Origin of the sequence: Bradyrhizobium quebecense, assembly GCF_013373795.3 — a bacterium.
Lineage (GTDB): Bacteria > Pseudomonadota > Alphaproteobacteria > Rhizobiales > Xanthobacteraceae > Bradyrhizobium > Bradyrhizobium quebecense.
This window is the reverse complement of record NZ_CP088022.1, coordinates 5,923,192-5,949,511: the sequence shown is the minus strand read 5'-3', so window position 1 is coordinate 5,949,511 and position 26,320 is coordinate 5,923,192. Positions and strand designations below refer to the sequence as shown.

The following is a 26,320-nucleotide window of genomic DNA, read 5'->3' as shown; positions in this document are numbered from 1 at the left end:
CTGCGGACCGCGTTCCGGCAGCGGCGGATTCGTTGTCGAGAAGATGCATCTCTTGGCCTTGGCCTGTGGAGTTGAAAATTCTAAAGTTGCGCTGCAATAGAGAAGAAATAATTTTCTCTTTGCTGGCCTTGATCGAGAGATAAATAGAAAATAATTTCAGTCAACCCCCAAGTTGGGGAAGCGAGTGTCTGATGCGATATCTGCCGGTGTTTCTGGATCTGCAAAGCGGCAAGGTGCTGCTCGTTGGAGCGGGCGAGCTCGTGCGCGCCAAGTTGCGGCTGCTTGCAGCTGCCGGCGCCGCGGTTCGCTGGTACGCGACCGACGGCGATCATGAGCTCGCCGGCATCGCGGCGGAGGACGCCGCGCGCATCGAGCGCGCCGAGGGCGATCCGCTCGCAGCCGATCTCTCCGATGTCATCGCCGTGCTCTGCGCCGGTGCAGGCGAGGTCGGTGTTGCGATGTCGGTGCGCGCCAAGGCGATTGGCCTGCCGGTCAACGTGATGGACGACCTCGTGCACTCCACCTTCATCATGCCTGCGATCGTCGATCGCGGCGATGTCGTGGTCGCGGTCGGAACCGGCGGCACGTCGCCGGTTGTGGCGCGTCGCATCCGCGAGAAGATCGAGGCGGTGCTGCCGGCGCGGATCGGCGATCTCGCCGGCTTTATCGGCCGCTTCCGCAAACCGATGCATGCGCGGATTGAAGAATTTCCGCTGCGCCGCCGCTTCTGGGAGCGCATCGTCGACGGCCCGATCGGCGCGCTGGTGCTGGCCGGCCGCAAGGACGAGGCCGAGCACGCGCTGAACGCGATCGGCGATCCCGCCGCATTCGCCGGCGCTGATACGGAAGGCAAGGCTGTCGGCCATGTGACGCTGGTCGGCGCCGGTCCCGGCGATCCGGATCTGCTCACCGTGAAGGCGCTGCGCGCGCTGCAGGACGCCGACGTGGTGTTCTATGACGAATTGGTGTCATCTGAAATTCTCGACCGCATCCGGCGCGATGCCGCGCGGATTCCGGTCGGCCGCCGCATCGGCAAGCCCGGCATCGGCCAGGACGCCATCAACCGCTCGATGATCGAGGCCGCGCAGTCGGGCCAGCGTGCGGTTCGGCTGAAGGGCGGCGATCCCTTTGTGTTCGGTCGCGGCGGCGAGGAGATCGAGGCGCTGCGCGACGCCGGCGTCGCCTACTCCATTATTCCCGGCATCTCCGCCGGTCTCGGCGCCGCCGCGCAATTCGAGGTGCCGCTGACCTTCCGGCACGAGGCGCTGCGCATCACCTTCCTGACCGCGCACAAGGCGCGCGATGCCGAAGTCGTGGACTGGTCGGTGCTGACCGACACAAGAATGACCGTCGTCGTCTACATGGGCATGACCGCGGCGCCCTCGATCCGCGAAGGCCTGCTCGCTGCGGGCCGCTCGCCGGAGACGCCGGTCGGCGTGTTCGCGCGCGTGACGCGGCCGGACGCCAAGGCCGCCGTCGGCACGCTGGCGCGGCTGCCTGAGCTGGTCAAACAGGTCGATGGCGGTCCCGCTGTCCTCATCATCGGCGACGTGGTCGCGCATTCCGCGCCGTGGAGCCGATCCAACGTCACCCAATTGTTCTCCAACCAGATGTTCTCCGAACTGCTGAAGGCTGCCGAATGACCTCTCCGCTCGAACAGAAGAAAATCAGGATCACAGGCCCCTCGGTGGTGACCGCCAACCGCACCTGGGACGGCGCCGTCGTGTACCGAACCGCCAAACAAGGCTGGTCCACCGAACTCTCCGATTCCGCCGTCGTCAGCACCTCCGACGACGCCCGTGCGCTGTTGGCCGAAGCCACCGCCGACGACGTCGGCGCGGTCGGCCCCTATATCGCGCCGGTCGAGCTCAAGGATGGCGGCAAGGTCAAGCCGGGCAATCTCCGCGAACACATCCGCGCCAAGGGCGTCACCATCGATCTTCAGGTCCCCGCGTAAGGCGCGCCGGCGTAAGGCTCATCGAACATGTATGCTTATGACGAACTCGACCGCACGCTGATCAACGAGCGTGTTTCGGAATTCCGCGATCAGGTGAAGCGCCGCCTTTCCGGCGAGCTCACCGAGGACGAATTCAAGATCCTGCGCCTGCAGAACGGCGTGTATCTGCAGCTGCACGCCTACATGTTCCGCGTCGCGATCCCCTACGGCACGCTGTCGTCGAAGCAGCTGCGGCGGCTCGCCCATGTCGCGCGCCGCTACGACCGCGGCTATGGCCACTTCACCACGCGGCAGAACATCCAGTTCAACTGGATCAAGCTCGCCGAGCTGCCAGACGCGCTGGCCGATCTCGCCGAGGTCGGCATCCATGCGATGCAGACCTCCGGCAACAACATGCGCAACGTCACCTCGGACCAGTGGGCCGGCGTCGCGCCGGGCGAGATCGAGGATCCGCGGATCTGGTCGGAGCTGATCCGCCAGCACACCACGCTGCATCCGGAATTCTCGTTCCTGCCGCGCAAGTTCAAGATCGCGATCACCGCCGCCGAGCACGATCGCGCGGCGATCAAGATCCACGACATCGGGCTGCGTTTGCACAAGAACGCCGATGGCGAGACCGGGTTCGAGGTGCTGGTCGGCGGCGGTCTCGGCCGCACCCCGTTCATCGCCAAGACCATCAAGCCGTTCGTCCCCGGCCGCGATATCCTGAGCTACATCGAGGCGATCCTGCGCGTCTACAACCAGTACGGCCGCCGCGACAACATCTACAAGGCGCGCATCAAGATCCTGGTGCACGAGCTCGGCATCGAGAAGTTCGCCAAGGAAGTCGAGGAGGAGTGGAAGGCGATGGGCGATGTCGGGCTGACGCTCGATCACACCGCCATCGAGGAGGTCCGCTCGCGCTTCTCCTACCCTCCTTACGAAAAGCTGCCGCACATGCCGGACGAGCTGAAGAAGGCCGCGCATGACAAGCTGTTCGAGCGCTGGCGCAAGAATTCGGTGTCGGCGCACAAGGTGCAGGGCTATTCGATCGTGACGCTGTCGCTGAAGCCGGTCGGTGGTCCGCCCGGCGACGCCACCGCCGAGCAGATGGACGCGGTCGCCGACCTCGCCGACAAATATTCGTTCGGCGAGATCCGGGTCGGCCACGAGCAGAACCTGGCGCTGCCGCACGTCGCCAAGCGCGACCTTCCGGCGCTGTTCAAGGCGCTCGATCGCCTCGGCCTCGCGACGCCGAACGTCAATCTCGTCACCGACATCATCGCCTGCCCGGGGCTGGACTACTGCTCGCTGGCCAACGCGCGCTCGATCCCGATCGCGCAGGAGCTGACCCGGCGCTTCGCCAACCACGACACCGCCGACCTGATCGGCCGGCTGCACATCAACATCTCCGGCTGCATCAATGCCTGCGGCCATCACCATGTCGGCCACATCGGCATTCTCGGCGTCGAGAAGAACGGTGAGGAGTTCTACCAGATCACGATCGGCGGCCGCGCCGACGAGAACGCGCAGATGGGCACCCTGATCGGCCCCGCCGTTCCCTATGCGGAAGTCGCCGACGTGATCGAAGACATTGTCGAAGCTTATCTCGCGCTGCGCGACCGTCCCGAGGAATTGTTCGTCGACACGGTAAAGCGTCTGGGCGTCGAGCCTTTCAGGGAGCGCGTCTATGCCACTCGTTAAGCAGGGAAGACTGACCACCGATCTGTTCGTGCATGTCGCCGACGGCGCCGAGCTGCCGGGTGACGGCGCGGTGCTGGTGACGGCCGAGCGCTTTCTCGCCGATCCGGAAGCGCTGCTGCGCCGTCCCGGCAAGCTGGGGGTGATCTGGCCGAACAACCGCAATCTGGACGAACTGGTGCCGCATCTCGATCGGCTGGCCTCGGTCGCGCTGGTGTTCCCGACCTTCCGCGACGGCCGCGCCTACAGCCAGGCCCGTCTGCTGCGCGAGCGCTACGGCTATGACGGCGAGCTGCGCGCCACCGGGCAGATCCTGCGCGACCAGTTCGTGTTCATGACGCGCGCCGGCTTCGACGCCTTCGAGGTGAAGAAGGATGCCGACGCCGACGCGTTCGCCCATACCATGAAGCGCTATTCGGTGTTCTACCAGCCGACCGGCGACGGCCGCGTCACCGCGCTCAACCGCCGCATGCAGCTGCGTCACTCGGAGAGTGCCGGCCAGTGAGCACACTTGCACCAGAGCTCGCAGAGGCATCAGTCGCATTGCCGGCAGCGGATGCGCTCGATCGCGCGCTGCGCAAAGCATCGCCCGCCGAGGTGATCGCGGCCGCGTTGCAGACGGTCGGCCGCGAGAGGCTGGCGCTGGTGTCGTCGTTCGGGACCGAGTCCGCCGCGCTGCTCAAGGTGATGGCGGACGTCGATCCGGCGATCCCGGTGGTCTTCCTCGACACCGGCTGGCTGTTCGAGGAGACGCTGGCCTATCGTGACACCTTGATAGCCACGCTCGGCCTTACCGATGTGCGCTCGATCAAGCCCGATGAGCAGGCGCTGTCGCGCCAGGACCCGGACCGCGAATTGTGGTTCAGCGATCCCGACGCCTGCTGCCGCATCCGCAAGGTGGAGCCGTTGGCGCGCGCACTGAAGCCGTTCGCCGGCTGGATCAACGGCCGCAAGCGTTTCCAGGGCGGTGCCCGCGCCGACATCCCGGTCGTCGAGTACGACGGCGTCAGGCTGAAATTCAATCCGTTCGCCAACGTCTCGCGCGAGGAGATCGAGGCGATCTACACGCTCGGCAAGCTGCCGCCGCATCCACTTGTCGCATCGGGATATCAGTCGGTCGGGTGTATGCCTTGCAGCAGCCGGGCTGCAGCCGGCGAGGATGCACGCGACGGCCGCTGGCGTGGCCGGGCGAAGACGGAATGCGGCATCCACACAACGAAGATGTCGTAGGTACCGCGCTCGATCGCGATGACGCTTCATCGCGATCTGGCGACGCGACAAAGCCTTCGCGGTGCGGCGAGTTCGTAGCACAAGCGCGCTGCGCCGCTGAAAACAAAGAAAACCGGTTTCGTTGACTTAGGGCCACTTCACCGTGAGTGATGTCTTGCGTGTTCCCTGACATTCTCAGGTTGAATGGAGACAGAAATGATCCGTCGTATGCTGCCGCTGGTCGCGGGATTGTTGTGGGCGAGCTCGGCTTTCGCGGCCGACTATTCGCTGCTCAACGTGTCCTACGATCCGACGCGCGAGCTCTATGTCGATTTCAACAAGGCGTTCGCCGCGGCCTATCAGAAGGAAACCGGCAAGAGCGTCGAGATCAAGCAGTCGCATGGCGGCTCGGGCTCGCAGGCGCGCTCGGTGATCGACGGATTGCAGGCGGATATCGTCACGCTGGCGCTGGCCTATGACATCGATGCGATCGCGGGCAAGGGTCTCATTGCCACCGACTGGCAGAAGCGGTTGCCGCTCAACGCCTCGCCCTATACCTCGACCATCGTGTTCCTGGTTCGCAAGGGCAATCCCAAGGGGATCAAGGATTGGGACGATTTGATCAAGCCCGGCGTCGCCGTGATCACGCCGAACCCGAAGACTTCGGGCGGTGCGCGCTGGAACTATCTCGCCGCCTGGGGCTATGCGCAGAAGAAATTCGGCTCGACCGACAAGGCGAAGAAGTTCGTCGCCGATCTCTATCAGAACGTCCCGGTGCTCGACACCGGTGCACGCGGTTCGACCGTGACCTTCGTCGAGCGTGGTGTCGGCGACGTGTTGCTCGCGTGGGAGAACGAAGCCTTTCTGGCGCTTCGTGAATTCGGGCCGGACAAGTTCGAGATCGTGGCCCCGGCGCAGTCGATCCTGGCCGAGCCGCCGGTCGCCGTCGTCGACACGGTTGCCGACAAGAAGGGCACCCGCGCCGTCGCCGAAGCCTATCTGAAGTACTGGTACACCAAGGAAGGCCAGGAGATCGCCGCGCGCAATTCCTACCGGCCGCGCGATCCCGAGATCGCCAAGGAGTACGAAAAATCCTTCGCCAAGGTTGAACTTTTCACCATCGACGACGTTTTTGGTGGTTGGACCAAGGCGCAGAAGGAGCACTTCGCCGAGGGCGGCATCTTCGATCAGATCTACAAGAACTGATCGAGATATCGCGTTTTTGGTCGAACAGGGGGAATTGTGAGCACAGCGGTAGCAAGGCGCAGCACCCTGCCGGGGTTCGGTCTCACCATGGGGCTGACCCTGACATGGCTCTCCGTGATCATCCTGATTCCGCTGGCCGCGCTGTTCCTCAAGACGTTCGAGCTCAGCCTCGATCAGTTCTGGACCATCGTCACCAGCCGCCGCACCCTGAACGCCCTGAAGATTTCGTTCGGGCTTTCGTTTGCGGCCGCCTGCGTCAATCTGGTGATGGGCACCATCATCGTCTGGGCGCTGGTGCGCTACCGTTTTCCGGGCCGGCGGCTGTTCGACGCCATCGTCGATATTCCGTTTGCCTTGCCGACCGCGGTCGCAGGCGTGGCGCTGACGCAGCTGTTTGCCCAGAAGGGCTGGCTCGGCGCGCCGCTCGCCGAGCTCGGCATCAAGGTCGCGTTCACGCCGATCGGTATCTTCATCGCGATGATCTTCATCGGCATTCCGTTCGTAGTGCGCACGGTGCAGCCGGTGCTGATCGATCTCGATCCCGAGATCGAGGAGGCGGCGGCAAGCCTCGGTGCCAATCGCTGGCACACCGTGTTTCGCGTCATCCTGCCGAGCCTGATCCCGGCGCTGCTCACCGGCTTTGCGCTGGCCTTTGCCCGCGCCATCGGTGAATACGGCTCGGTGATCTTCATCGCCGGCAATCTGCCCAACGTCTCCGAGATCGCGCCGCTGTTGATCGTGATCCGGCTGTCCGAATTCCGCTACGCCGACGCCACCGCGATCGCGGTCGTGATGCTGGTGGCCTCGTTCCTGATCATCTTCCTGATCAATCGGCTGCAGCGCTGGGCGCAAGCCCGCATTCCCGTGCATTGAGGTTCGAGATGTCGATGCAGACGGGATTGGCGACCTCGACCACGCAGCTGCGGACCTACGCGCCCGCGACCGATGTCAGCGTTGCGGCCCCAGCGCCGCGGCTCGAGATCGCGCGCGCCGAGCCGGTCGCGGCGCGGCGCAACCCGCGCACCGAGCCGGGTCCGATCCGCTTGATCATCATTGCGCTGGCGATCGCCTTCCTCAGCATCTTCGTCGTGCTGCCGCTGGTCGTCGTGTTCGCGTCGGCCTTCTCGAAAGGCATCGTCGCCTATTTCGCGGCGCTGGCCGAGCCGGAGGCGCTCGCTGCGATCAAACTGACGCTGCTGGTCGCGGCGATCTCGGTCACGCTCAATCTCGTGTTCGGCGTGGTCGCGGCCTGGGCGATCTCGAAATTCGAATTCACGGGCAAGACCTTCCTGATCACGCTGATCGACCTGCCGTTCTCGGTCTCGCCCGTGATCTCGGGCCTGGTCTTCGTGCTGCTGTTCGGCGCGCAGGGCTATTTCGGGCCATGGCTGCAGGCGCACAACGTCCACATCCTGTTCGCGGTACCCGGCATCGCGCTGGCGACGATCTTCGTCACCTTCCCCTTTGTGGCGCGCGCGCTGATCCCGCTGATGCAGGAGCAGGGCACCCAGGAAGAGGAGGCGGCGATCTCGCTCGGTGCCTCCGGCCTGCAGACCTTCTTCCGCGTCACGCTGCCCAACATCAAATGGGGCCTGCTCTACGGCGTCCTGCTCTGCAACGCGCGCGCTATGGGCGAGTTCGGTGCGGTGTCCGTCGTCTCCGGCCACATCCGCGGCGAGACCAACACGATGCCGCTCCTGGTCGAGATTCTCTACAACGAATATCAGTTCGTCGCGTCGTTCGCGATCGCGTCGCTGCTCGCGATGCTGGCGCTGATCACGCTGGTGGCGAAAACCGTTCTCGAGCGGCGGCTCGACGAGCCAGAGGTGCCCGATGGCGATTGAAGTCACGAATATCGTAAAGAAGTTCGGCAGCTTTGCCGCGCTCGACAATGTCGATCTCAAGGTCGCCGACGGCGAGCTGCTGGCGCTGCTCGGCCCGTCCGGCTCCGGCAAGACGACGCTGCTGCGGATCATCGCAGGCCTCGATTGGCCTGACTCGGGCGAGGTCGCGATCGACGGCGAGAATGCGCTCTCGCGCGGTGCCAGCGAGCGTCAGGTCGGCTTCGTATTCCAGCACTACGCGCTGTTCCGCCACATGACGGTGTTCGAGAACGTCGCGTTCGGCCTGCGCGTGCAGCCGCGCGCGATCCGCAAGGACGAGGCGACGATCCGCGCCCGCGTCAAGAACCTGCTCGATCTGGTGCAGCTCGACTGGCTCGCCAATCGCTATCCGAGCCAGTTGTCCGGCGGTCAGCGTCAACGCATCGCGCTGGCGCGTGCGCTTGCGATCGAGCCGCGGATCCTGCTGCTCGACGAGCCGTTCGGCGCGCTCGATGCCAAGGTGCGCAAGGAGCTCAGGCAATGGCTGCGCTCGCTGCACAACGAGATCCACGTCACCTCGATCTTTGTCACCCACGACCAGGAGGAGGCGCTTGAAGTCGCCAACCGCGTCGTGGTCATGGACAAGGGCAAGATCGAGCAGATCGGCTCGCCCGGCGAGGTCTATGACAATCCGGCGACCGCCTTCGTGCACGGCTTCATCGGCGAGTCCATCGTGCTGCAGGTCGATGTTGCCGGCGACGCGGTGCGGCTCGACGGCCGTCCGCTGAACATTCCGGCGTTGGGTGCCGCGTCCGGCGCGGCCAAGCTGTTCGTCCGCCGCCACGACATGGCGGTCGGTCCGGCGGGAACCGGGGCGCTGGAAGGCGCCATCCGGCATGTCCGCTCGTTCGGTCCGATCCAGCGCGCCGAGGTGGCCCTGTCGGGGGGCGAGGGCAAGACCGTGATCGAGATCGACGCCCCCCGCGACCGCGAGCTCCAGGCCGGCGAAATCGTCTCGCTGCAGCCCCGCCGCTACCGGATCTTTGCCGCCCAGGAGTAGGCTCCGAAGCACGGATGCTCAAACCTCCCCTTGGAGGTCGCTTTGCTCGCCAGAGCAAAGCGGGTGGGGCTCTCCACATCCAGTGTCGCCTGTGGCCGACCCCCATCCCGACCTTCCCCTTTCAGGGGAGGGAGAAGCTCCGCAGCCCGGATGGAGCGCAGCGAAATCCGGGACTTCGCTCGGCGAATCGACTGTTCCCGGAGATCGGTGGCTATTGATGGCCAAAAGTTAGCCCCTGTTCACCATTCAGCCACGGTTGGTATGCAACAACGGCGGGCCAACCTTGGGGGTTTTCAGTAGTGAAACGGACGACGGTCGCCCTGTTCGGGCTTCTGGTGCTTGCCGGCTGCGGCACAGACACCAAAATCCCGGAAGAACCGGCCATGTATCTCAACATGGCGCAGCCCGGTGCCGTGCTGGACAGCCAGGCCGCCGCGATCATGTTTTCGCAGTACCGCCAGAACAACGGTCTCGGCACCGTCGTGGTCGATCCCGACCTGACGAGGCTCGCCGAGCAGCAGTCGCAGGCGATGGCCGCCCGCAACAAGATGGACCATGACGTCAAGGCCCCGCTCGGCAAGCGGCTCGAGGCTGGCGGCTATCCGGCGACCGTGGCGGTCGAGAATATCTCGGCCGGCTACCACACGCTGGCGGAAGCCTTTTCGGGGTGGCGCGATTCGCCGCCGCACAAGGCCAATATGCTCAAGAGCGGTGTCACAAAAATGGGCATCGCGGCCGTTTATGCTCCGAATACCAAATACAAGGTGTTCTGGACGCTCATTTTGGCGGCAACCTGATCTCGATAAATTCCGCGTGATCTAGAGCATGATCCGGAGAAGTGTGAAGCGGTTTTCCGAGAAGATCATGCTCAAACAGAGAGCCCTCCATCTCGTTGATTGACGCGGCTGCGAACAGTCGCCACGGTGCGCCCTCAAGTCATTTGAACCGAACGGTTACGAATGGATACTTCGGATTCCGCGCCCGGCTCGACGCCGGCGCAAGGGCAGCGTGTGCTGGTTCTTCAGGGCGGCGGTGCGCTGGGCTCCTATCAAGCCGGCGCCTTTCAGGCGCTCTGCCATGCAGGCTTCGAGCCGGAATGGATCGCCGGCATTTCGATCGGCGCCATCAATGCCGCGATCATCGCCGGCAATGAGCCGGCCAACCGTGTGCCGCGGCTGAAGGAATTCTGGGATATGGTGTCGGCGCCGGTGCCCTGGAATCCGGTCTCCAAGCATGAGCGCGCCCGCTCGCTGTTCAACGAGACCAGCGCCGCCATCATCGCGACCTTCGGCGTGCCCGGCTTCTTCACGCCGCGGATTCCGCCGGCGCCGCTGTGGCCGCCCGGCAGTTCGCAGTCGCTGAGCTATTACGACACGGCCCCCCTGAAGAAGACGCTGGAGCGGCTGGTCGACTTCGATCGCATCAACGATCTGAAGACGCGGCTGTCGGTCGGCGCGGTCGGCGTCACCTCGGGCAATTTCCGCTATTTCGACAATTACGAGTTCAAGAAGCTCGGCAAGAAGATCGGCCCCGAGCACATCATGGCCTCGGGCGCTTTGCCGCCAGGCTTTCCCGCGGTCGTGATCGAAGGCGAGCATTACTGGGACGGCGGCATCGCCTCCAACACGCCGCTCGACTTCGTGCTCGACGAGGAGACCGACCGCGATCTCCTGATCTTCCAGGTCGACCTGTTCAGCGCGCGCGGGCCGGTGCCGGAGACGCTGCTGGAAGCCGCCGAGCGCGAAAAGGACATCCGCTTTTCCAGCCGGACGCGGATGAACACCGACAAGAACAGGCAGATCCACAACGCCCGCATGGCGGTGCGCGACCTGATCGGCAAGCTGCCCGATTATTTGAAGAACGATCCGTCGGTCGAACTGTTGCGCAAGGCGTCCAAGGAGAACACCGTCACGGTGGTTCACCTGATCTACAAGAGCAAGAATTACGAGAGCTCGTCGAAGGACTACGACTTCTCCCATGTTGCGATGGTCGAGCACTGGGGTGCGGGCGTCCGCGACGTGCATTTGTCGATGCGTCACAAAGAATGGCTAGAACGGCCACAGTCCGGCGAAACCATGGTGACTTACGACCTCACGGGGGACGAACCCACGCCCCCTGAAACGAAGTCCCCTGCAAGCAAATAGGAGCGAAGAACAATGGGTACGTTGACAGGCAAGACCGCCGTTGTGACCGGCTCGACCAGCGGCATCGGATTGGCTTATGCGCGCGCCTTCGCCGGCGCCGGCGCCAATATCGTGCTCAACGGCATGGGTGTGCCGGCCGACATCGAGAAGGAGCGTTCCGGCATCGAGACCGATTTCAAGGTCAAGGCGGCTTATTCGCCAGCGGACATGACCAAGCCGGCCGAGATCGCCGACATGATCGCGCTCGGTGAGAAGACCTTCGGTTCGGTCGACATCCTCGTCAACAATGCCGGCATCCAGTTCGTCTCGCCGATCGAGGAATTCCCGCCGGAGAAGTGGGAAGCGATCATCGCGATCAATCTGTCGTCGGCGTTCTACGGCATCCGCGCCGCGGTGCCCGGCATGAAGAAGCGCGGCTGGGGCCGCATCATCAACACCGCATCGGCGCACTCGCTGGTCGCCTCGCCGTTCAAGTCGGCCTATGTCTCGGCCAAGCACGGCATCGCCGGCCTCACCAAGACCGCGGCGCTCGAGCTCGCGCAGTTCAAGATCACCTGCAACTGCATCAGCCCGGGCTATGTCTGGACGCCGCTGGTCGAGCACCAGATTCCGGAGACCATGAAGGCGCGCAACATGACCAAGGAGCAGGTCATCAAGGACGTGTTGCTCGCCGCCCAGCCGACCAAGGAGTTCGTCACCTCCGAGCAGGTCGCGGCACTGGCGCTGTTCCTGTGCGGCGACGACGCCGCGCAGATCACCGGTGCCAATCTCTCGATCGACGGCGGCTGGACGGCGGAGTAGTTTTCCGGCGGGATTTGTCAGTCCAAAGAATAAGCCGGCCCTGATTGGATCAGGGTCGGCTTTTGCTTTTATGCATCCGACAAACGCGGTCTCACTTATTGTCCACTTCAAACCCTCGGGCCGAGGCATCTTTTCGAAGATTATCACGGAGAGTGGCGAGGTGGCGCTCCAACGCATGGACGTCGGGGCGATCATACGGATTGAACTTCTCATAGAGCAGGTCGGCCAGCGCCCGCCGGGTCTTGTCGTCGGCCAGTGTCGCAATCTCACGGACGAGAGCCGCGGCAACCGGAGAATAGATGTCGGCTTTATGGACAACGATATCGGTGTATGGATGATCGCCGTGCTTGCCGTTAGGCATTCGACTCGCTCTCCTTCGACGATGTTGGCTTCTCGGCCACCAACCGCTTCATGTTCTCCAGGATGTCATCCTCATCCGCGCCAGAGCCGGCGTCGGGGGCGACTTCGATGGACGCGATTGCGGCCTCGGTGATCTGCAACTCTTCCTCAGACGCGACGTGCCGATGAGCCAGTAGTCCATCTTCGATGGCGTTTGCCAGCGACAGAAGCTCGTCCTGCGCCGATTTCGGCCAGGACTGTATGCGATCAAACAGGTCTTTCAGTTCGGCGGCGCTCATAACGGCAAAATATATACCGCATCTGGAGCGTTTTCGAGCGAAGTGGGTACCGGTTCGCGTGAAGAAAACGCGTCAAAACAAGAATCTAGAGCCCCCCTTTCGATTCAATCGGAATGGAAGAGCTCTAGCGGAAAGCTACGGTGCCGACCGGGCCTTCCCGAACGCCAGCACGTGCAGCCCGAGCCGCGAGCGCACCACGTAGAACAGCAGGATCGTCTCGAAGATCAGCGACAGCGAGGTCGAGGCCGCCGCGCCCATGCCGCCATAGCGCGGCACCAGCGTCATGCAGAGCCCGACATTCATGAAGAACGACACCGCATAGGCCGTGGCGCAGATGCTCTGGTGTCCCAGCATGTTCAACAGCCGCTCCACCGGCCCGATCGCCGAGCGTACCACGAGCCCGATCGCTGCGACGAACATGATGCTGTAGCCGTCGACGAATTTCGGGCCGAACAGCCACAGCAGCGGCTTGCCGAGCGCGAGCAGGGCGATGGTCGCAAGCAGCGAGGGCCAGAACGTCCAGCTGATGGCGTGTGCGACATAGGCCGACAGCCGGTCCTTGTCGCCGAGCGCATTGTATTCGGCGAAGCGGTGCGCCGTCGTCGCCGACATCGCGTAGTGGACGAATGACACCAGCGCCAGCGTCTTCACCACGGCGAAGTAGATGCCGACCTCCTCGGAGGAGCGGAATTGCTGCAGCATCAGCACGTCGGTGTAGCCGAGCAGCAGATAGAAGCTCTCGACCAGCATGATCGGCAGCGAGATCGCGAACCAGCCCCTGACGTCGTAGGTCTTCTCGCCCGGCCCGAGATGGGCGGCGAGGCGGCGGTTCAGCACGATCATCTGGCCGATCGCCGCGATGTACACGGCCGCGGCACTCGCGATCATCGCAGCCGTCGCGCCGAGATTGAGGCCGAGCGCCAGCGCGCCGGCGGTGAGCGCGATGATCAGTCCCTGCCGCACGATGAACTGCGGCATCAGGCCGATCTGCATCCAGTCATGCGCGCGCGAGATGCCGTCCTGGGTGTTGGCGACCACGAAGGGCGGCAATGTCAGGCAGCCGATATAGAGCGGCACGACCGCGTTGGGGTCGATCCAGGGCGAGGCGAGGTGGATCACGCCGGCGAGCAGCAGTGCCACGGTGCTCGACGCGGCAAGCACCACCCAGCGGCCGCCGGAGAGGAAGCCGCGCAGCGCGGCGAGGTCGCCGTGTGCGCGATATTCCGGGATGATCTTCTGCGAGGACGGCGCGATGCCGAAATCCATCGTGCTGCCGAGCAGCAGCACCCAGGTCCAGACATAGACATAGATGCCGTAGTCCGAGCCGCTCATCCAGCGCGCCAGCAGGATCTGCGCGAGATAGGCGATGGCGGCGCTGATGACACGGATGACGAAGATCATGCCGGCGAGGCGCTTGGTGACCGAGGCCTCCTTGGTGCCGCCGAGCAGGCGCGCGGCGAGGCCGCGCAGGCGTGCGACCGGGCCCGATGGCGCAGGGGTTGCGGGTTGTGCTTCCATCACAGCCAAGGCGGAAAATTCCTAAAGCGCCGCAAGGCGGCAATGGCTCCCGATCTATCAACGAAACGTTAAGATTGGGTTGGGTGACGGATGCTCTGAACCCAGGCGTCGTCCCGGCGAAAGCCGGGCCCATAACCACAGGGAACAATTGGTGCGCACACCTTGAACCCCAGCGTGCTTCACACGGCAGCCGCGGAGTATGGGGCCCGGCTCCCGTGCGCAATTGCGCACCAGGCCGGGACGACGCTATTGGAACGACCTCTGGCGTCAGTTCAAATTGATATTGAATTCGTAGCTTTTGTCGCCGCCGACCAGCGTCAGCTTCAGCGCGGCGCCGTCCGCTTTGGCACCCGGCGGCAACCCGTCGAGCTCGAACGAGAAGCGCTTCACGCCCGGCGGCGCATGCTCGACGAGCTTGGGTACGGGGAGCGCCCAGTCGGGCGTCGGTCCCTCGACGAACAGGCTGAGGTCCTTGGTTTCGGGCGCCGCGACATCGACCAGCACGTTGTTGCCGTCGCGCTTGACGTCGCGGATCGTGACCGGGGTGGGGTCGCCGATATTGGCGGGCTTCGGTACCGCGTTGAGCGCTTCCGACAGCGCGGCGTCCTCGGTCGAGGCGACGCTGGCGAATGCGAGCTCGGCCTTCGCCTCCACCGGCACGCACAGCTTCTCGCACACCGCGTAGTTGATGTCGGCGCGCAGCACCAGCGGCTTGTCAGGATTCTTCGCCACGATGCGCAGCGGCAGCACCACCTGGTGCTTGTAGCCAAGCGAGGTACCTCCGGCGCCGTCGTCGAACTGGTGCGGCGCCGGCCACATCACCGTGACCGCATCGACATTGTCCGACCTGGAGAAATCGAATCGCGGTGGCACGCCGGAATCGCCCGGCGTGCGCCAGTAGGTTTTCCAGCCGTCCTGCAACTGGAAGGCGATGCCGCCGAGCAGCACCGCGCCGCTGCGCGATCCCGCCAGCAGCCTGACGGCCGAATGCGTGTCCTGCTGCCACGGCGAGGCGTCGTCGGCGCGAACCTCCGTTGCCATGGAAGCGACGGAAAGCAAGGCGGCACCGGCAAATGCGGCACGCATGGGAACTGTGACGATCATGAGACGTCTTTACCTGCAACTTTCGTGGCAAACCATTGAATTGCTTGTGATGCATCGCCGCACGGCGGCCGAAGGTTGATTGACAGAACCGCGACCCAATATCAGGATGCCAAATCAGCAGGAGAGGCCTTTGCGGATGCGCCCTGAAGGCAAAACAGGCAAGACTCGCAAGACCGCCGCCGGCAGAAGCCCGGCCGTCGGTCCCCATGCCACCGAAGATGGCTATCTCGATGGCCAGATGCTGATCGCGATGCCTGTGATGAACGACCCGCGCTTCGAACGCTCCGTGATCTACATGTGCGCCCATTCGTCGGAGGGCGCGATGGGCATCATCGTCAATCGCCCGGCCGGCAGCATCGATTTCCCGGGGCTGCTGGTGCAGCTCGACATCATCGAGAAGTCGGACCAGATCACGCTGCCGGAAAACGCCGAGATGATGAAGGTGATGAAGGGCGGCCCGGTCGACACCGGCCGCGGCTTCGTGCTGCACTCCAGCGACTTCTACATCCAGGATGCGACGCTGAACATCGACGACGGCATCTCGCTCACCGCGACCGTCGACATCCTCAAGGCGATCGCCAAGGGCTCCGGTCCCAAGCACGCGATCCTCGCGCTGGGCTATGCCGGCTGGGCGCCGGGCCAGCTCGAGAACGAGATCCAGCACAATGGCTGGCTGCATTGCGATGCCGATCCGGAGCTGATCTTCGGCACCGATGTCGACGAGAAATACGCGCGCGCCCTGCGCAAGATCGGCATCGAAGCCGGCATGCTGTCGAACGACGCCGGGCACGCGTAGCGCGCCACACCCACAGTGTCGTTCCGGCGAAAGCCGGGACCCATATGTGGACGGCCCTCGTGGCACAAGAGCTTTCTGGGATTGGTCGGATCGCTGTCATCCATATGTCCGGCCTGTTTGATGCGATCGTGTTGATCGCTGGGCCAAGATGGTTTCCGCGACGCGAGTGCCAAACAACCTGGCGACCTTGTGAAGGCCAATGGGTCCCGCGGCTTGTCTCGCGTTCTGGATCGATCGATCATTCCATCTGCTCTTGCAGCTCCGGTTCGTCCGGCGAGCGCTACGTCCGGCCGGCCGACCTGTTAGGTGACAGCGTTCATGCGTGCGGCATCATAGCTCTCGCCGGTCGCCATCAGCTTCCAGGCGATGCGGGCCACCTTGTTGGCGAGCGCCACGGCCGCAAGCTTCGGCGGCTTGCGCCTGAGCAACGCCACGAGCCAGCGCGAGGGGTGGCCGCGCCCGAGCCTTGCCTGCCGGATCACCGCGGTCGCCCCGGCCACGAGCAGGCGACGCAGGGTCTCGTCGCCAGCGCGGGTGATCTTGCCGAGCCTGGTTTTGCCGGCGGTGGAATGGTCCTTGGGCGTCAGGCCGAGCCAGGCCGCGAACAAGCGGCCGGAGCGGAAGGCGTGCGGGTCCGGCGTCTTCATCACAAGCGAGGTCGCGATGATCGGACCGACCGAGGGGATCTGGGCCAGACGACGGCTTGTGGCGTTGGCCTGGTGCCAGGCCAGCAGCCTGGCCTCGACCGCCTTCAGCTCACCCTGCAACTGCGCATAGTCACGGCCCTGCATGGCGAACAGCTCGCGCGCCATAGCGGGAACGCTCTCGTCCTGCGTGATCCGGGCCAACAGCGGCTCGATCTTGTCCAACCCCTTCGGCGCGATCAGGCCAAACTCCGCCGCGTAGCCGCGGATCGCATTGCTGAGCTGGGTACGGCGGCCGATCAGCCCATCGCGGACACCTGCAAGCATCAGCGCGGCCTGCTGTTCGGCGCTCTTCACCGGCACAAACCGCATCCGCGGTCGGCCCATCGCTTCGCACACCCCATCCGCATCTCGCCCGTCGTTCTTGTTCCGCAGCACATAAGGCTTCACCAACTGCGGCGCTATCAGCTTCACCTCATGGCCAAGCTTGCCAAGCTCGCGCCCCCAGTAATGAGCCGCCCCGCAGGCCTCCATCCCGATCACGGTCGGCGGAAGCTTGGCAAAAAACTCAAGCACCTGCTTGCGCGACAGCTTCTTGCGCAACACCGGCTGTTCCGCCGCGTCAACTCCATGCAGCACAAAAATATGCTTCGACGTATCCATCCCAATACGGATAATCTCTCTCACGGACGGTCTCCTTGTCTGAGATTTACAACAACCTCATTCTGGCACACTGATGCCGTAGGGGGCCGTCCACACCATCAACCACAGAGCATAGTTGCAGCACAGCGCTGGGGCCGTAGCCCTCGCGCAATCTCGCACAGCTGTGGTTATGGGTCCCGGGTCGCGCTTCGCTTGCCCGGGACGACAGCGTCGGTTTAACTACGACGGCTACGACTGGCGCCGGCTACTCCGCCGCCTCCTGCGCGACGGTCGGCTGGGTGCCGGCCACCGTGGCGCGGCGCATGTCGCGGGGCTGCGACTGGTCGTAGCGGCGCACCCGGTGCACGGTCTGGCGGTTGTCCCACATCACGAGGTCATGCACCGTCCATTTGTGCACATAGACGAATTCCGGCTGCGTGGCGTGCTCGGTGAGATCGCGCAGCAGCAGCCGCGCCTCCGGCATGCTCATGCCCCTGATGGCGCCGGCATGCGAGGACAGATACAGCGACTTGCGGCCGTGCACCGGGTGGGTGCGCACCAGGCGCTGCAGCACCGGCTTGAACATCTCCTTCTCCTCGTCGGTATAGTCGAGGAAGCCGAGCGAGCCGCGCGAATACATCAGCGAGTGCTCGCAGATCATGTCGTCGATCTCGGCTTTGGTCTCGTCGTCGAGCGCGTCATAGGCCGCGCGCATGTCGGCGAACTCGGTGTTGCCGCCCTTCGGGTTGACGATGCGCGCCGACAGCAGCGAGAATTTCGCCGGGATCGGCCGGAACGAGCTGTCGGAGTGCCACAGGCAGTTGCCGAGATTGAACAGATGGGTGCGGTGATCCTTCGGCAGCGGCTTGCCGTCCTTGCCGAGATTGGAGACGTCGTTGAGCCCGGAGGAGAGGCGGTAGTCTTCCTTCTTCGTCACCGTGCCGCCGCGCGCGTTCTCGCGCTCGCCGAAATTCAGCGCGAACGCCATCTGCTGCTCGTCCGTGATGTCCTGGCCGTGGAAGATGAGCACGGCGTATTTGTCCATGCCGGCCTCGATGTCGATCGCTTCCTTCTTCGTCAGCGGCTTGCGCAGATCGACGCCGGAGACCTCGCCGACGAAATGCTTGTGAAGCTGCCGGATCAGGACCGTCATTGGCGCATCTCCCCGTATCGCGCGGGCGGTTGTCCCGCTTCGTTTGACGAGAAGGCTACTCCCGACGCGCGCCCTGTCAACGCTTCGCGACCAGACGCGGGTCAGGCATTCCGCGCCATCAACCCGCCGTCGACCGGAATCACCGCGCCGGTCAGGAACGATGCGGCGGGCAGGCACAGGCTCAGCGTCATGTGCGCGACCTCTTCTGGATCGCCGTAGCGGCCGAGCGCGGTGCGGCGCTTGGCGTAGATCGTCTTGTGCTCCTCGGAGATGCGGTCGGTAATCGCGGTGCGGATCGGGCCCGGGCAGATACAGTTCACGGTGATGCCTTCGCGTCCCAGTTCCACCGCGAGCGAGCGGGTCAGGCTGGTGACGCCGCCCTTTGCCGCGGAGTAGGGGCTGTGCATCCCGGTCGCGCCGAGCGCCTCGGTCGAGGCGATGTTGACGATGCGCGGCGAACGCGACTTGCGCAGGTATGGCAGTGCGGCGCGGATGATGCGCGGATGCGCGGTCAGCATCACCGCGATGCCCTTGGCCCAGGCGTCCTCGTAACCGGGATCGTCGATCGGCACGCGCACCGAGATGCCGGCATTGTTGACGATGATGTCGAGCCCGCCGAAATGCGCCGCGACATCGCCGACGACCCTGGTGATGGCGTCGCGGTCGCTGACGTCGAGCGTCCAGGCCTTTGCCGAGCCGCCGCTTGCTGCGATTTCCTTCGCCACCGCCTGCGTGCCCTCTTCGGTCAGATCGGTGACCGCGACATTGGCGCCCTCATCGGCGAACACGCGCGCGGTGGCGCGGCCCATGCCGCTGGCGGCACCGGTGACGAGAACGGTGAGGCCCTTCACCGAGCGGCTGAGCTGTTTGAATTCGGACATGACGGATTCTCGCGAGATGAAATTTGGCGCATTGTGAGACCGGCAACGCTGGCACTGATCCGCAAGGACGTCAAACCGCTGATCCGCTCTCGCCGCGCGCGCAGCGCGTTAACGCAAGTTCTGCGTTGGCTTTTGCGTTGGCTTTTCGAAAAGGATCATGCTCAATCAAGAAAACAGCACGGGAGAGGAACGCGATGAACGAGCTCGATTTCGGCGGCAAGCAAGTACTGGTGGTCGGCGGCTCCAGCGGCATCGGCAACGGCATCGCGCAGGCCTTCCGCGCCAAGGGCGCGCGCGTTGCCGTGTACGGCACCCGCGCGCAGGCGAGCGACTATTCCGCTGAGGAAGGCTCGCATCTCGAGGGCCTTGCCTATGCGCAGCTCGACGTCGGTAATCCGCAGGCGATCGAAAGCCTCACGCCGTCGTTCGATCGGCTCGACGTGCTGGTGCTGGCGCAAGGCGCGGTGATTTACCGCCGCGGGGAATTCCAGATGGAAGGCTTCCGCAAGGTGATGGAAGTCAATCTAATGAGCCTGATGGCCTGCGCCACCAAATTCCACGCGATGCTGAGCGCAGCCAAGGGATCGCTGATCATCGTGAGCTCGACCGCGGCCTATCATTCCACCATGGGCAATCCGGCCTACAACGCCTCGAAGACCGGCGCAGTCGGCCTGACGCGCACGCTCGGCGAGGCCTGGGCCGAGAACGGCATCCGCGTCAACGGCATCGCGCCCGGCCTCGTCGACACCAAGATGACCAAGGCGACGACGGCGAATCCAAAGCGGCTCGAAGGCGCGCTCGAGCGCATTCCGCTGAAGCGTCTCGGCACGCCCGCCGACATGGCCGGCGCCGCGCTGTTCCTGGCCTCGCCGCTCGCCTCTTACGTCGTCGGCCAGACCATCATCGTCGATGGCGGGCTCATTCTTTAGCTCCAGGAACTTGTGCGAGGTTCCGCGGTTGGCCTCCTGACAGTTTCAGGGAGCACGTGATGGACAAGGATCGGATTTTCGGAACGGCGAAGGAATTCGTGGGCAAGGCCGAAGGCGCCGTCGGCGATGCGGCCGGCGATGCGCAGACCCAGGCCTCGGGCCGCGCGCGCGAAGCCGCAGGCGCGGTGCAGGATCTCTACGGCCAGGCCAAGGATGCCGCGCGCGACGCCGCTGACACCGCGGTCAACTACGCCAAGGATGCTTATGAGAATCGCGGCGAGACCGTTCGCAGCGGACAGAGGGCGATGGCGCAAACGGTGCAGGACAATCCGCTCGGATCGCTCCTGATCGCCGGCGGCATCGGCTTTGCGCTGGCGCTGTTGATGACGCGCCAGCCGCGCCGCCCGCCGTCACGCTGGCGCTACTACGGCTGAGATTCGTTCACGGTCATTGCGAGGAGCGAAGCGACGAAGCAATCCATCCGTCCGCGCGTGCGGATCGATGGATTGCTTCGCAGAGCCTGTCGTCCGGCGGCGCTTCGCGCCGACCGGATGGCTCGCAATGACGTGGATCTAGCTTCAATTCGATGAGAGCCCGCGCCGCCTACTGCCAGGGATTCCCCGGCACCGCGGCACGCTGTCCGACATTGCGCGGCGGGCGCGGCGGCGGGGCGACCAGCGGGCGCTGCTGCTGCGGCGCGCCGAATCCGAAGATGTCACGCAGCCAGGGCTGCGTCTGTGGCTGCTGTTGCGGCTGGGCCTGGGCCGGACGGAACACGCGTCTTGGCGGCTTCGGCGCGGTGATGATCGAGCCGTCGGGCGCGATCGCCGTGGTCGAGGGCGGCGGATTCGCAGGGCCTCCCGCTGGGGCGGCCGGCGTGGTCGCGGCAACCGGCACGTCGCCCTTGGCCTGCTCGCGCCCCATTTCGCGGCGCGGCCAGGCGAAATCATCGGCGCGGCCGGCCGGCGGCGCCAAGGCCTCGCCTTTCACCAGCGTGCGTGCGGCAAGCGCGTCGACCGCGGCGGGGCGTGAGCCGGGGCCGCCGAGCAGTTGATCGGTACCGACCGTGGAGGCGACCAGCGGCAGCACGGGCCCTGCCAGCGGCCGCGGCGCGGGCTTGCCGGGCTCGGTGCTGGTCTCGGGCGTTGCCGGTTCGCTCGGCAGCGCGATCGGGCCGGTGCGGACCGCGAGCAGGCGGGTCACCTCGCGCTCGACATAGTGCGCGAGCTTGCGCGCGCCGGCTTTGGTGAAGAACACGCCGTCATCGGAGCGCAGCTTGCGCGGCTGGCCTTCGAAGTCCGGGCCCTTCGGCATGAAGCGGCCGGCCTCGTCGACAAAGCCGTCCCAGACGTCGACATAGGTGATGCCGGCCTTGCCGGCGCCGTCGCGATAGAGCGCGTCGAGGAACAGCATGTCCGACGTGCCCTTCTGGCCGCGGATCGCGGGCAGGCCGACCCACAGCACCGGCACGCCCTTGCTCTTCAGCACGTTGATCAGCTCCTCGATCTTCTTGCCGTAGAGCTCGACCCAGCGGTCGTCGCGGAAGTCATAAAGGCCATTGGGCGAGCGCGCGGTCTTTTCCGGCGCAGCCTGTGAGTCCGTGTCGGCGTCGTCGGCCGGCAGCTCGGCATCGACCGGCTTGCTGTCGGTCTTGCCGTCGGACTTGGCGGCCGCATCGGGCTTGTCGCCGGGCTTTGCGTCCGGCTTGCCGCGCGCGTCCTTTTTCTCGTCCTTCTTGTCGACCTTCTTCTCCGCGACCGGTTCGCGGATCGAGGTGCGGTCGTTGAGGCCGAGCATCACGACGATGGCGTCGGGGTTCTCGGCGGCGAGAATGCCCTTGGCGGCCGCAGCCCAATCCGCCGGATCGCCCTTGGGCTGATAGCGGATCAGGCCGGAGACCGTCTTGTGCTTGCGGATCACGCCCATGTCGGGCTGGTCGGAATAGGCATCTTCCAGGCCATAGGCGAGCCAGTCGGCCATGGCGTCGCCGATCACGAGCACGTTGCGCTCGGCGGCGGCTTCGCGCTTCGCCGGCGGCGGAGCGCGCGAGAAATCCTCGCGTGGCCGCTGCGGCTGTGATGATTGCGGCTGCTGCTGGAATGGCGCGAAGAAATCGCCCCCGAACCAGCCGCCGCCACCACCGCCGTGCTGCGGCGGAGCGCGGCGCTGCGGTTGCGGCGGTCCGCCACCGAAGCCGGGCAAGCCGAAGAACTGCGCCGAGGCGGGCTCGGCAATGCCGATCAACAGCGCAAGCGCCACCGTCAGCGCGACCAGCGGACCGGCTTCGGTGAATAGGCGCAGGAAGGATTTCGGCTTCGCCATCGAGTTCGTCGCAATGATCAGGAAGTACGTAAGCATATTAGCGGAATCGGGCCGCAAGCAGGCAGCTTTTCCACCATAAATCGGGTGCCTCCGGTCGCCGTCAAGGCGCCGGGCAAATATCGGATTTCACGGTTAGTTTTGGGGGAGGGGCTCGGGTGCTGCGGCGATGGAACTGCGCCCTCTCTCCCGCTTGCGGGCTATCAGATTCACACATTCTGAAGCCTTAGATTGGCGCCGTATTTGATGGCGTGGAACTTGGCAAGGCCGATGCGGATGACTTTGGGACCCGGCTTGCCGTAGTAGCCGGTCCAGCCGCCGAGGCGTGCGATGACCCAAGCGACAAAGGCCAGGGATCCCTTCGGGTGCGGATTGCGTTGCCGCTCGGTCTTGCCTTCGAGCCGGGCGGAGACGGCTTCGAGGATGGGTTGGTCGTCCGGCTCGAAGGCATCGCTCAGGAGCTGATCCGTGTTGCCGTCGCGGGCCTGGACGAGTTGCTTGATGGTGATGGCCGCAACGGCTGCAGCAGCGACGAAGTTGATCATGGCCTGCGGGTCGCCGATATCGGCTTCCTCTATATCGAAGCCTGCCGTCTTGAGCGTACGGAAGAACTCCTCGATCACCCAACGCGTCCGGTAGAAGCCGACCACTTGACGCGCGTCGTTCAATGTAGCGACAGCGTGGGTAGTCAAAAGCCGCCAATGCACAGGTGCGCTACCGTCTTTCGGCTCCGATACCTCGCGGACATCGACCAGCGTCAGGTGAACCGTCTCGGGCAACGTCGGATCGGCTCCATGGAGCGGCCGGCATACGGCCACCGGCGCGAAGCGCACTGCGAACTCGGTATCGCGCGCGCGCCGTCCTGGTGCGGCGGGGACCGTCATGGCAACGCGCCCTTGTTCGGCCTGGGCGTCGATGAAGGTGAACAGCAAATCCGGGTCTTCTTCGGACCCCTCGATCCGCCGATTCTGGCAGGCCCTCACAACCAATTCGACGTTTTGCGGACGCTTCACGAACAGTTCGTAAAAGTCGCTTTCGCGGTCCGATACCATCGTGACGCTGGCCGCCGCAGCCAGTACCTCACCCGCCCGTTCGCTGCTCTCGATCCATCGTTGCGATTCCTTAGCCGCCGTCGCCCGCTTGCGCCGTGGTGCCAACTCCTCTCGGTTACGGTTCCAGACCTGCATCGAGACCAGACCGAGCAACCCTTGCGTCTCGGCCTCTACCGCCAGTGCCACATGCAGCAACAAACCCGCGGCATTGCCTTTGGCGACCGGTCCGTAGCATTGTCGCGACCGCCGGCCGCCCAAGATCAATTCCGACGTGTCCTGTGCGACAACAACATGCCGACCAGCCGCTCGCTGCCCGGTGAGGTCTCCGGCATGCCGTGACATCTCTGCGGCCGTCACCGACGGATTGTGAAGAAGCCGGCGAAACTGCATCTCGCCCGCACGGTCCTCACCGAGGCGGCGGATGCACGAGCCAGGCCGGGCCACCAGCGCCGCATGCAGCCGCGCCCCCCTTTTTCCAGGCGACGATCGCCAAATCGTCCCAGTCCATATGCCACCCCGGCCATCAAAACCTCCACCGGCTTGCCTACCGATAGAGAATCCCGCTTTACCGCTAATCGCAACCCAGATGTGTGAATGCGATAGCGCTTGCGGGGGAGGGTTGGGGCGGGGGTGTCGCCGCGATGGGGCTCGTCATTATGCGGAGAAAGCCCCCACCCGGATTGCATCTTCGATGCAATCCGACCTCCCCCGCAAGCGGGAGAGGTGGGGGGAGGTCATGGCCTCGGCCCTATCGCCCCCGCAGCCGTTCCAGCACCTCGGCGGTGGCAAAACCGTCGGCCGGCGCCCCGATCGAGACCTGGAAGCCGCGCAGTGCCTCGCGGGTCTGGCCGCCGAACTGGCCGTCGGGCGTGCCCTTGTAGAAGCCGCGCTGGGCGAGCAGCTGCTGCAATTCCAGCCGCTCGGCGCGTGACAGCACCCGTTCCTGGCGCGGCCAGGGCTGCACGAAGGGCTGGCCGCCGCGCAGGCGATCGGCGAAATGGCCGATCGCGAGCGCATAGGCCTCCGCCGGGTTGTACTTCATGATCACCCGGAAATTCTGCAGCATCAGGAAGCCGGGGCCCTCGGCACCGGCCGGCGCCAGCAGATAGGCCTTGTCGGACGGCCGCGGGAACGGCTGGCCGCCCGGTCGCTTGACGCCGAGCTGCTCCCATTGCGACAGCGGCATCGCCTTGGCGCGGTCGGCCAGCATGTAATTCAGGCCCTGCGGCAGCACCACCTCGTAGCCCCAGCTCGCGCCGGTCTGCCAGCCGTCCTTCTTCAGATTGTTGGCGGTCGAGGCGATCAGGTCGCTCGGATTGTCGACGACGTCGCGGCGGCCGTCGCCGTCGCCGTCGACGGCGTAGCGCTTGAATGCGGTCGGCATGAACTGGGTCGGGCCGAACGCGCCGGCCCAGGAGCCGCGCATCTGTTCGGGCCTGAGATCGCCGCGGTTGAGAATCTCCAGCGCCGACAGGAATTCGTCCTTGAAATAGGCCTGGCGGCGGCCGATGCAGGCGAGCGTCGCGGTCGACTGCACCACGCTGCGATCGCCCATCTGGGTCGAGTAGTTCGACTCGATGCCCCAGATCGCCGCGATGATATAGCGGTCGACGCCATAGGCCTTCTCGGTTGCGTCGAACTGCGGCTTGTATTTCGCGAGGATCTCGCGACCCTTGGCGAGCCTGGTGTCGCTGACGAGAATGTCGAGATAGTCCCAGATCGCCTTGGTGAATTCCGGCTGCGAATCCAAGAGATCCATGATGCGCAGGTCGGGCTGCAGGCCCGCGGTGAAGCGCTCGAAATTTTGCTGGGTGATGTTGCGCCGTGCGGCATCCGGCCACATCGCCGCGACGCAGTTCGGGAAGTCGGATGCGGCCTGGCGGATTGCGGCGGCTGTCATCAAGGGATGGCCGGAGGCGCCGTCTTCTCCGCTCCAGGGCGGCGCTGCGCCGTCCTGTCCGGTTGCGGCCTGCGGCGGCGTCGCGGCGTTCGGGGAGAAGATGCTGTCGATCAGGTTGGTCAGGCCGTTGCCGGCCGATTGAGCTTGCGTGCTGCCGGGCAGCAGCAGGGCCAGCGCGATCAAGCTCGCGCTGGAAAGCCTGGTCCTTGTTGTTCCGGTCGCGCGCATGTGTCGTGTGCCTGTCAAAATCGTGCCGTCCCAGAAGGCCCCGTCACGGTTTCCAATAGCTTAACAAAGCGCAGCATTTGGGGCGTGACGAAATCGCGCGCGATGGTTTGACCGGGACAAATTGTCCGGCGTCGTCAACCGGCTTTGGCCTGTTCCCTGAGACCAGCCAGGACGGCTTCGGCGTTCTCGAAGCAGTCGCTGCCCGGCGGCGTGGCTTCGATCCGGGCGATCACGGCCTCGAGCCCAGCCTGGGTTTCGGACAATCGCCGCTGCAAGGCTGCGACCTCGACCACCTTGGCCTTGAGCGCGGCCACCAGCGTGTCGCGGCTCCAGTCTCCCTTGCCGTGCGGCGGCAGCAGGTTTCGGATCTCGTCGAGCGAAAATCCAGCCTGCTGAGCCATTACGATGATCTCGAGGATCTGCCGGGTTCCGCGCGAATACTGCCGATAGCCATTCAGGCCGCGATCGATCGACCCGATCAGGCCCTCTCGCTCATAGAAGCGGATGCGCGACGGCGCCAGGCCGGACTCCCGAGCCAGTTCTCCGATCTTCACTGCCGTGCTCCTCGCTGCTTGACCTTAAAGTTTACTTTAAGGTTAGGGTGCGCGCAGATCAACAAGGAACTCGATTAAGGAA

At 64.8% G+C, this 26,320-nt stretch carries 27 protein-coding genes; 16 read left to right on the top strand and 11 right to left on the bottom strand.

Translation table 11 applies throughout. The features are described from left to right. Nucleotides 1–191 precede the first annotated feature (191 nt). The 12 genes from cysG to HU230_RS28650 all read left to right on the top strand — a co-directional run bounded on the left by cysG (nucleotide 192) and on the right by HU230_RS28650 (nucleotide 11,880). The gene (cysG, locus tag HU230_RS28705; RefSeq protein ID WP_176528913.1) at nucleotides 192–1,643 is read left to right on the top strand and encodes a siroheme synthase CysG; all 1,452 of its coding nucleotides are present in this window, start codon (nucleotides 192–194) and stop codon (nucleotides 1,641–1,643) included. After that, complete coding sequence (locus tag HU230_RS28700; protein WP_176528914.1) at nucleotides 1,640–1,957, top strand: DUF2849 domain-containing protein; 318 nt, start codon at nucleotides 1,640–1,642, stop codon at nucleotides 1,955–1,957. Before cysG ends, HU230_RS28700 begins: the two co-directional genes overlap by 4 nt. 27 nt (nucleotides 1,958–1,984) lie before the next feature. Continuing rightward, a complete protein-coding gene (locus tag HU230_RS28695; protein ID WP_176528915.1) occupies nucleotides 1,985–3,640 on the top strand; it encodes a nitrite/sulfite reductase in 1,656 nt (551 codons plus the stop codon). Further along, a complete protein-coding gene (locus tag HU230_RS28690) occupies nucleotides 3,627–4,142 on the top strand; it encodes a DUF934 domain-containing protein (RefSeq protein ID WP_176528916.1) in 516 nt (171 codons plus the stop codon). The genes HU230_RS28695 and HU230_RS28690 overlap by 14 nt, the downstream gene beginning before the upstream one ends. Beyond that, on the top strand, nucleotides 4,139–4,867 hold the full coding sequence (locus HU230_RS28685) for a phosphoadenylyl-sulfate reductase (protein WP_176528917.1): 729 nt from the start codon (nucleotides 4,139–4,141) through the stop codon (nucleotides 4,865–4,867). Before HU230_RS28690 ends, HU230_RS28685 begins: the two co-directional genes overlap by 4 nt. A 195-nt stretch (nucleotides 4,868–5,062) precedes the next feature. Continuing rightward, the gene (locus tag HU230_RS28680) at nucleotides 5,063–6,052 is read left to right on the top strand and encodes a sulfate ABC transporter substrate-binding protein (protein ID WP_176528918.1); all 990 of its coding nucleotides are present in this window, start codon (nucleotides 5,063–5,065) and stop codon (nucleotides 6,050–6,052) included. Between the two features lie 87 nt (nucleotides 6,053–6,139). Then, a complete protein-coding gene (gene cysT, locus HU230_RS28675; protein ID WP_234600289.1) occupies nucleotides 6,140–6,925 on the top strand; it encodes a sulfate ABC transporter permease subunit CysT in 786 nt (261 codons plus the stop codon). A gap of 8 nt (nucleotides 6,926–6,933) precedes the next feature. After that, on the top strand, nucleotides 6,934–7,896 hold the full coding sequence (gene cysW / locus HU230_RS28670) for a sulfate ABC transporter permease subunit CysW (protein WP_420831757.1): 963 nt from the start codon (nucleotides 6,934–6,936) through the stop codon (nucleotides 7,894–7,896). After that, nucleotides 7,886–8,935: a sulfate/molybdate ABC transporter ATP-binding protein gene (locus tag HU230_RS28665; protein WP_176528919.1), complete on the top strand. Its 1,050-nt coding sequence runs from the start codon at nucleotides 7,886–7,888 to the stop codon at nucleotides 8,933–8,935. Before cysW ends, HU230_RS28665 begins: the two co-directional genes overlap by 11 nt. A gap of 299 nt (nucleotides 8,936–9,234) precedes the next feature. Then, nucleotides 9,235–9,732: a CAP domain-containing protein gene (locus HU230_RS28660; protein ID WP_076860877.1), complete on the top strand. Its 498-nt coding sequence runs from the start codon at nucleotides 9,235–9,237 to the stop codon at nucleotides 9,730–9,732. Nucleotides 9,733–9,894: 162 nt separating this feature from the next. After that, on the top strand, nucleotides 9,895–11,079 hold the full coding sequence (locus HU230_RS28655; protein ID WP_176528920.1) for a DUF3734 domain-containing protein: 1,185 nt from the start codon (nucleotides 9,895–9,897) through the stop codon (nucleotides 11,077–11,079). 12 nt (nucleotides 11,080–11,091) lie between these two features. Next, nucleotides 11,092–11,880 (top strand): 3-hydroxybutyrate dehydrogenase, encoded by a 789-nt coding sequence (locus HU230_RS28650; protein ID WP_092118875.1) that lies wholly within the window; start codon nucleotides 11,092–11,094, stop codon nucleotides 11,878–11,880. A gap of 91 nt (nucleotides 11,881–11,971) precedes the next feature. On the opposite strand, the gene HU230_RS28645 is transcribed toward HU230_RS28650, so the two are convergent. The 4 genes from HU230_RS28645 to HU230_RS28630 all read right to left on the bottom strand — a co-directional run bounded on the left by HU230_RS28645 (nucleotide 11,972) and on the right by HU230_RS28630 (nucleotide 15,140). Continuing rightward, nucleotides 11,972–12,241: a hypothetical protein gene (locus tag HU230_RS28645; protein ID WP_176528921.1), complete on the bottom strand. Its 270-nt coding sequence runs from the start codon at nucleotides 12,239–12,241 to the stop codon at nucleotides 11,972–11,974. Further along, nucleotides 12,234–12,518, bottom strand: a complete 285-nt coding sequence (locus HU230_RS28640) for a hypothetical protein (protein WP_176528922.1) — start codon at nucleotides 12,516–12,518, stop codon at nucleotides 12,234–12,236. The genes HU230_RS28645 and HU230_RS28640 overlap by 8 nt, the downstream gene beginning before the upstream one ends. A 135-nt stretch (nucleotides 12,519–12,653) precedes the next feature. Beyond that, the gene (locus HU230_RS28635) at nucleotides 12,654–14,045 is read right to left on the bottom strand and encodes an oligosaccharide flippase family protein (RefSeq protein WP_224943673.1); all 1,392 of its coding nucleotides are present in this window, start codon (nucleotides 14,043–14,045) and stop codon (nucleotides 12,654–12,656) included. Between the two features lie 258 nt (nucleotides 14,046–14,303). Then, the gene (locus tag HU230_RS28630) at nucleotides 14,304–15,140 is read right to left on the bottom strand and encodes a protein-disulfide reductase DsbD domain-containing protein (protein ID WP_176528923.1); all 837 of its coding nucleotides are present in this window, start codon (nucleotides 15,138–15,140) and stop codon (nucleotides 14,304–14,306) included. Here HU230_RS28630 and HU230_RS28625 point away from each other — a divergent pair. Then, complete coding sequence (locus HU230_RS28625; protein WP_176528430.1) at nucleotides 15,076–15,219, top strand: hypothetical protein; 144 nt, start codon at nucleotides 15,076–15,078, stop codon at nucleotides 15,217–15,219. The genes HU230_RS28630 and HU230_RS28625 overlap by 65 nt on opposite strands. A gap of 57 nt (nucleotides 15,220–15,276) precedes the next feature. Continuing rightward, nucleotides 15,277–15,936, top strand: coding sequence for a YqgE/AlgH family protein (locus HU230_RS28620; protein WP_176528924.1), 660 nt, complete (start codon nucleotides 15,277–15,279; stop codon nucleotides 15,934–15,936). Between the two features lie 302 nt (nucleotides 15,937–16,238). Here HU230_RS28620 and HU230_RS28615 read toward each other — a convergent pair whose 3' ends face one another. The 3 genes from HU230_RS28615 to HU230_RS28605 all read right to left on the bottom strand — a co-directional run bounded on the left by HU230_RS28615 (nucleotide 16,239) and on the right by HU230_RS28605 (nucleotide 19,256). Further along, on the bottom strand, nucleotides 16,239–17,267 hold the full coding sequence (locus HU230_RS28615) for an IS110 family RNA-guided transposase (protein ID WP_176528479.1): 1,029 nt from the start codon (nucleotides 17,265–17,267) through the stop codon (nucleotides 16,239–16,241). Nucleotides 17,268–17,487: 220 nt separating this feature from the next. Beyond that, on the bottom strand, nucleotides 17,488–18,375 hold the full coding sequence (locus tag HU230_RS28610) for a TauD/TfdA dioxygenase family protein (protein WP_176528925.1): 888 nt from the start codon (nucleotides 18,373–18,375) through the stop codon (nucleotides 17,488–17,490). A gap of 101 nt (nucleotides 18,376–18,476) precedes the next feature. After that, the gene (locus HU230_RS28605) at nucleotides 18,477–19,256 is read right to left on the bottom strand and encodes an SDR family NAD(P)-dependent oxidoreductase (RefSeq protein ID WP_176528926.1); all 780 of its coding nucleotides are present in this window, start codon (nucleotides 19,254–19,256) and stop codon (nucleotides 18,477–18,479) included. Nucleotides 19,257–19,450: 194 nt separating this feature from the next. Here HU230_RS28605 and HU230_RS28600 point away from each other — a divergent pair, with 194 nt between their 5' ends. Together HU230_RS28600 and HU230_RS28595 are read left to right on the top strand one after the other, a co-directional pair. Then, nucleotides 19,451–20,185 (top strand): SDR family NAD(P)-dependent oxidoreductase, encoded by a 735-nt coding sequence (locus HU230_RS28600; RefSeq protein WP_176528927.1) that lies wholly within the window; start codon nucleotides 19,451–19,453, stop codon nucleotides 20,183–20,185. 59 nt (nucleotides 20,186–20,244) lie between these two features. Further along, nucleotides 20,245–20,619 carry a CsbD family protein gene (locus HU230_RS28595; protein ID WP_176528928.1) on the top strand — a complete coding sequence of 125 codons (375 nt, stop codon included), beginning with the start codon at nucleotides 20,245–20,247 and terminating at the stop codon, nucleotides 20,617–20,619. Nucleotides 20,620–20,788: 169 nt separating this feature from the next. Here the strand turns inward: HU230_RS28595 and HU230_RS28590 are convergent, their stop codons facing one another. The 4 genes from HU230_RS28590 to HU230_RS28575 form a co-directional block, all read right to left on the bottom strand. Further along, on the bottom strand, nucleotides 20,789–22,507 hold the full coding sequence (locus tag HU230_RS28590) for an SGNH/GDSL hydrolase family protein (protein ID WP_176534826.1): 1,719 nt from the start codon (nucleotides 22,505–22,507) through the stop codon (nucleotides 20,789–20,791). Between the two features lie 206 nt (nucleotides 22,508–22,713). Then, nucleotides 22,714–24,000 carry an IS4 family transposase gene (locus HU230_RS28585; protein WP_224943361.1) on the bottom strand — a complete coding sequence of 429 codons (1,287 nt, stop codon included), beginning with the start codon at nucleotides 23,998–24,000 and terminating at the stop codon, nucleotides 22,714–22,716. 304 nt (nucleotides 24,001–24,304) lie between these two features. After that, entirely contained in the window at nucleotides 24,305–25,684 is a 1,380-nt protein-coding gene (locus tag HU230_RS28580; protein ID WP_176528930.1) for a lytic murein transglycosylase, read from the bottom strand. Between the two features lie 134 nt (nucleotides 25,685–25,818). Then, the gene (locus tag HU230_RS28575) at nucleotides 25,819–26,238 is read right to left on the bottom strand and encodes a MerR family transcriptional regulator (protein WP_176528931.1); all 420 of its coding nucleotides are present in this window, start codon (nucleotides 26,236–26,238) and stop codon (nucleotides 25,819–25,821) included. Nucleotides 26,239–26,320: the final 82 nt, after the last annotated feature.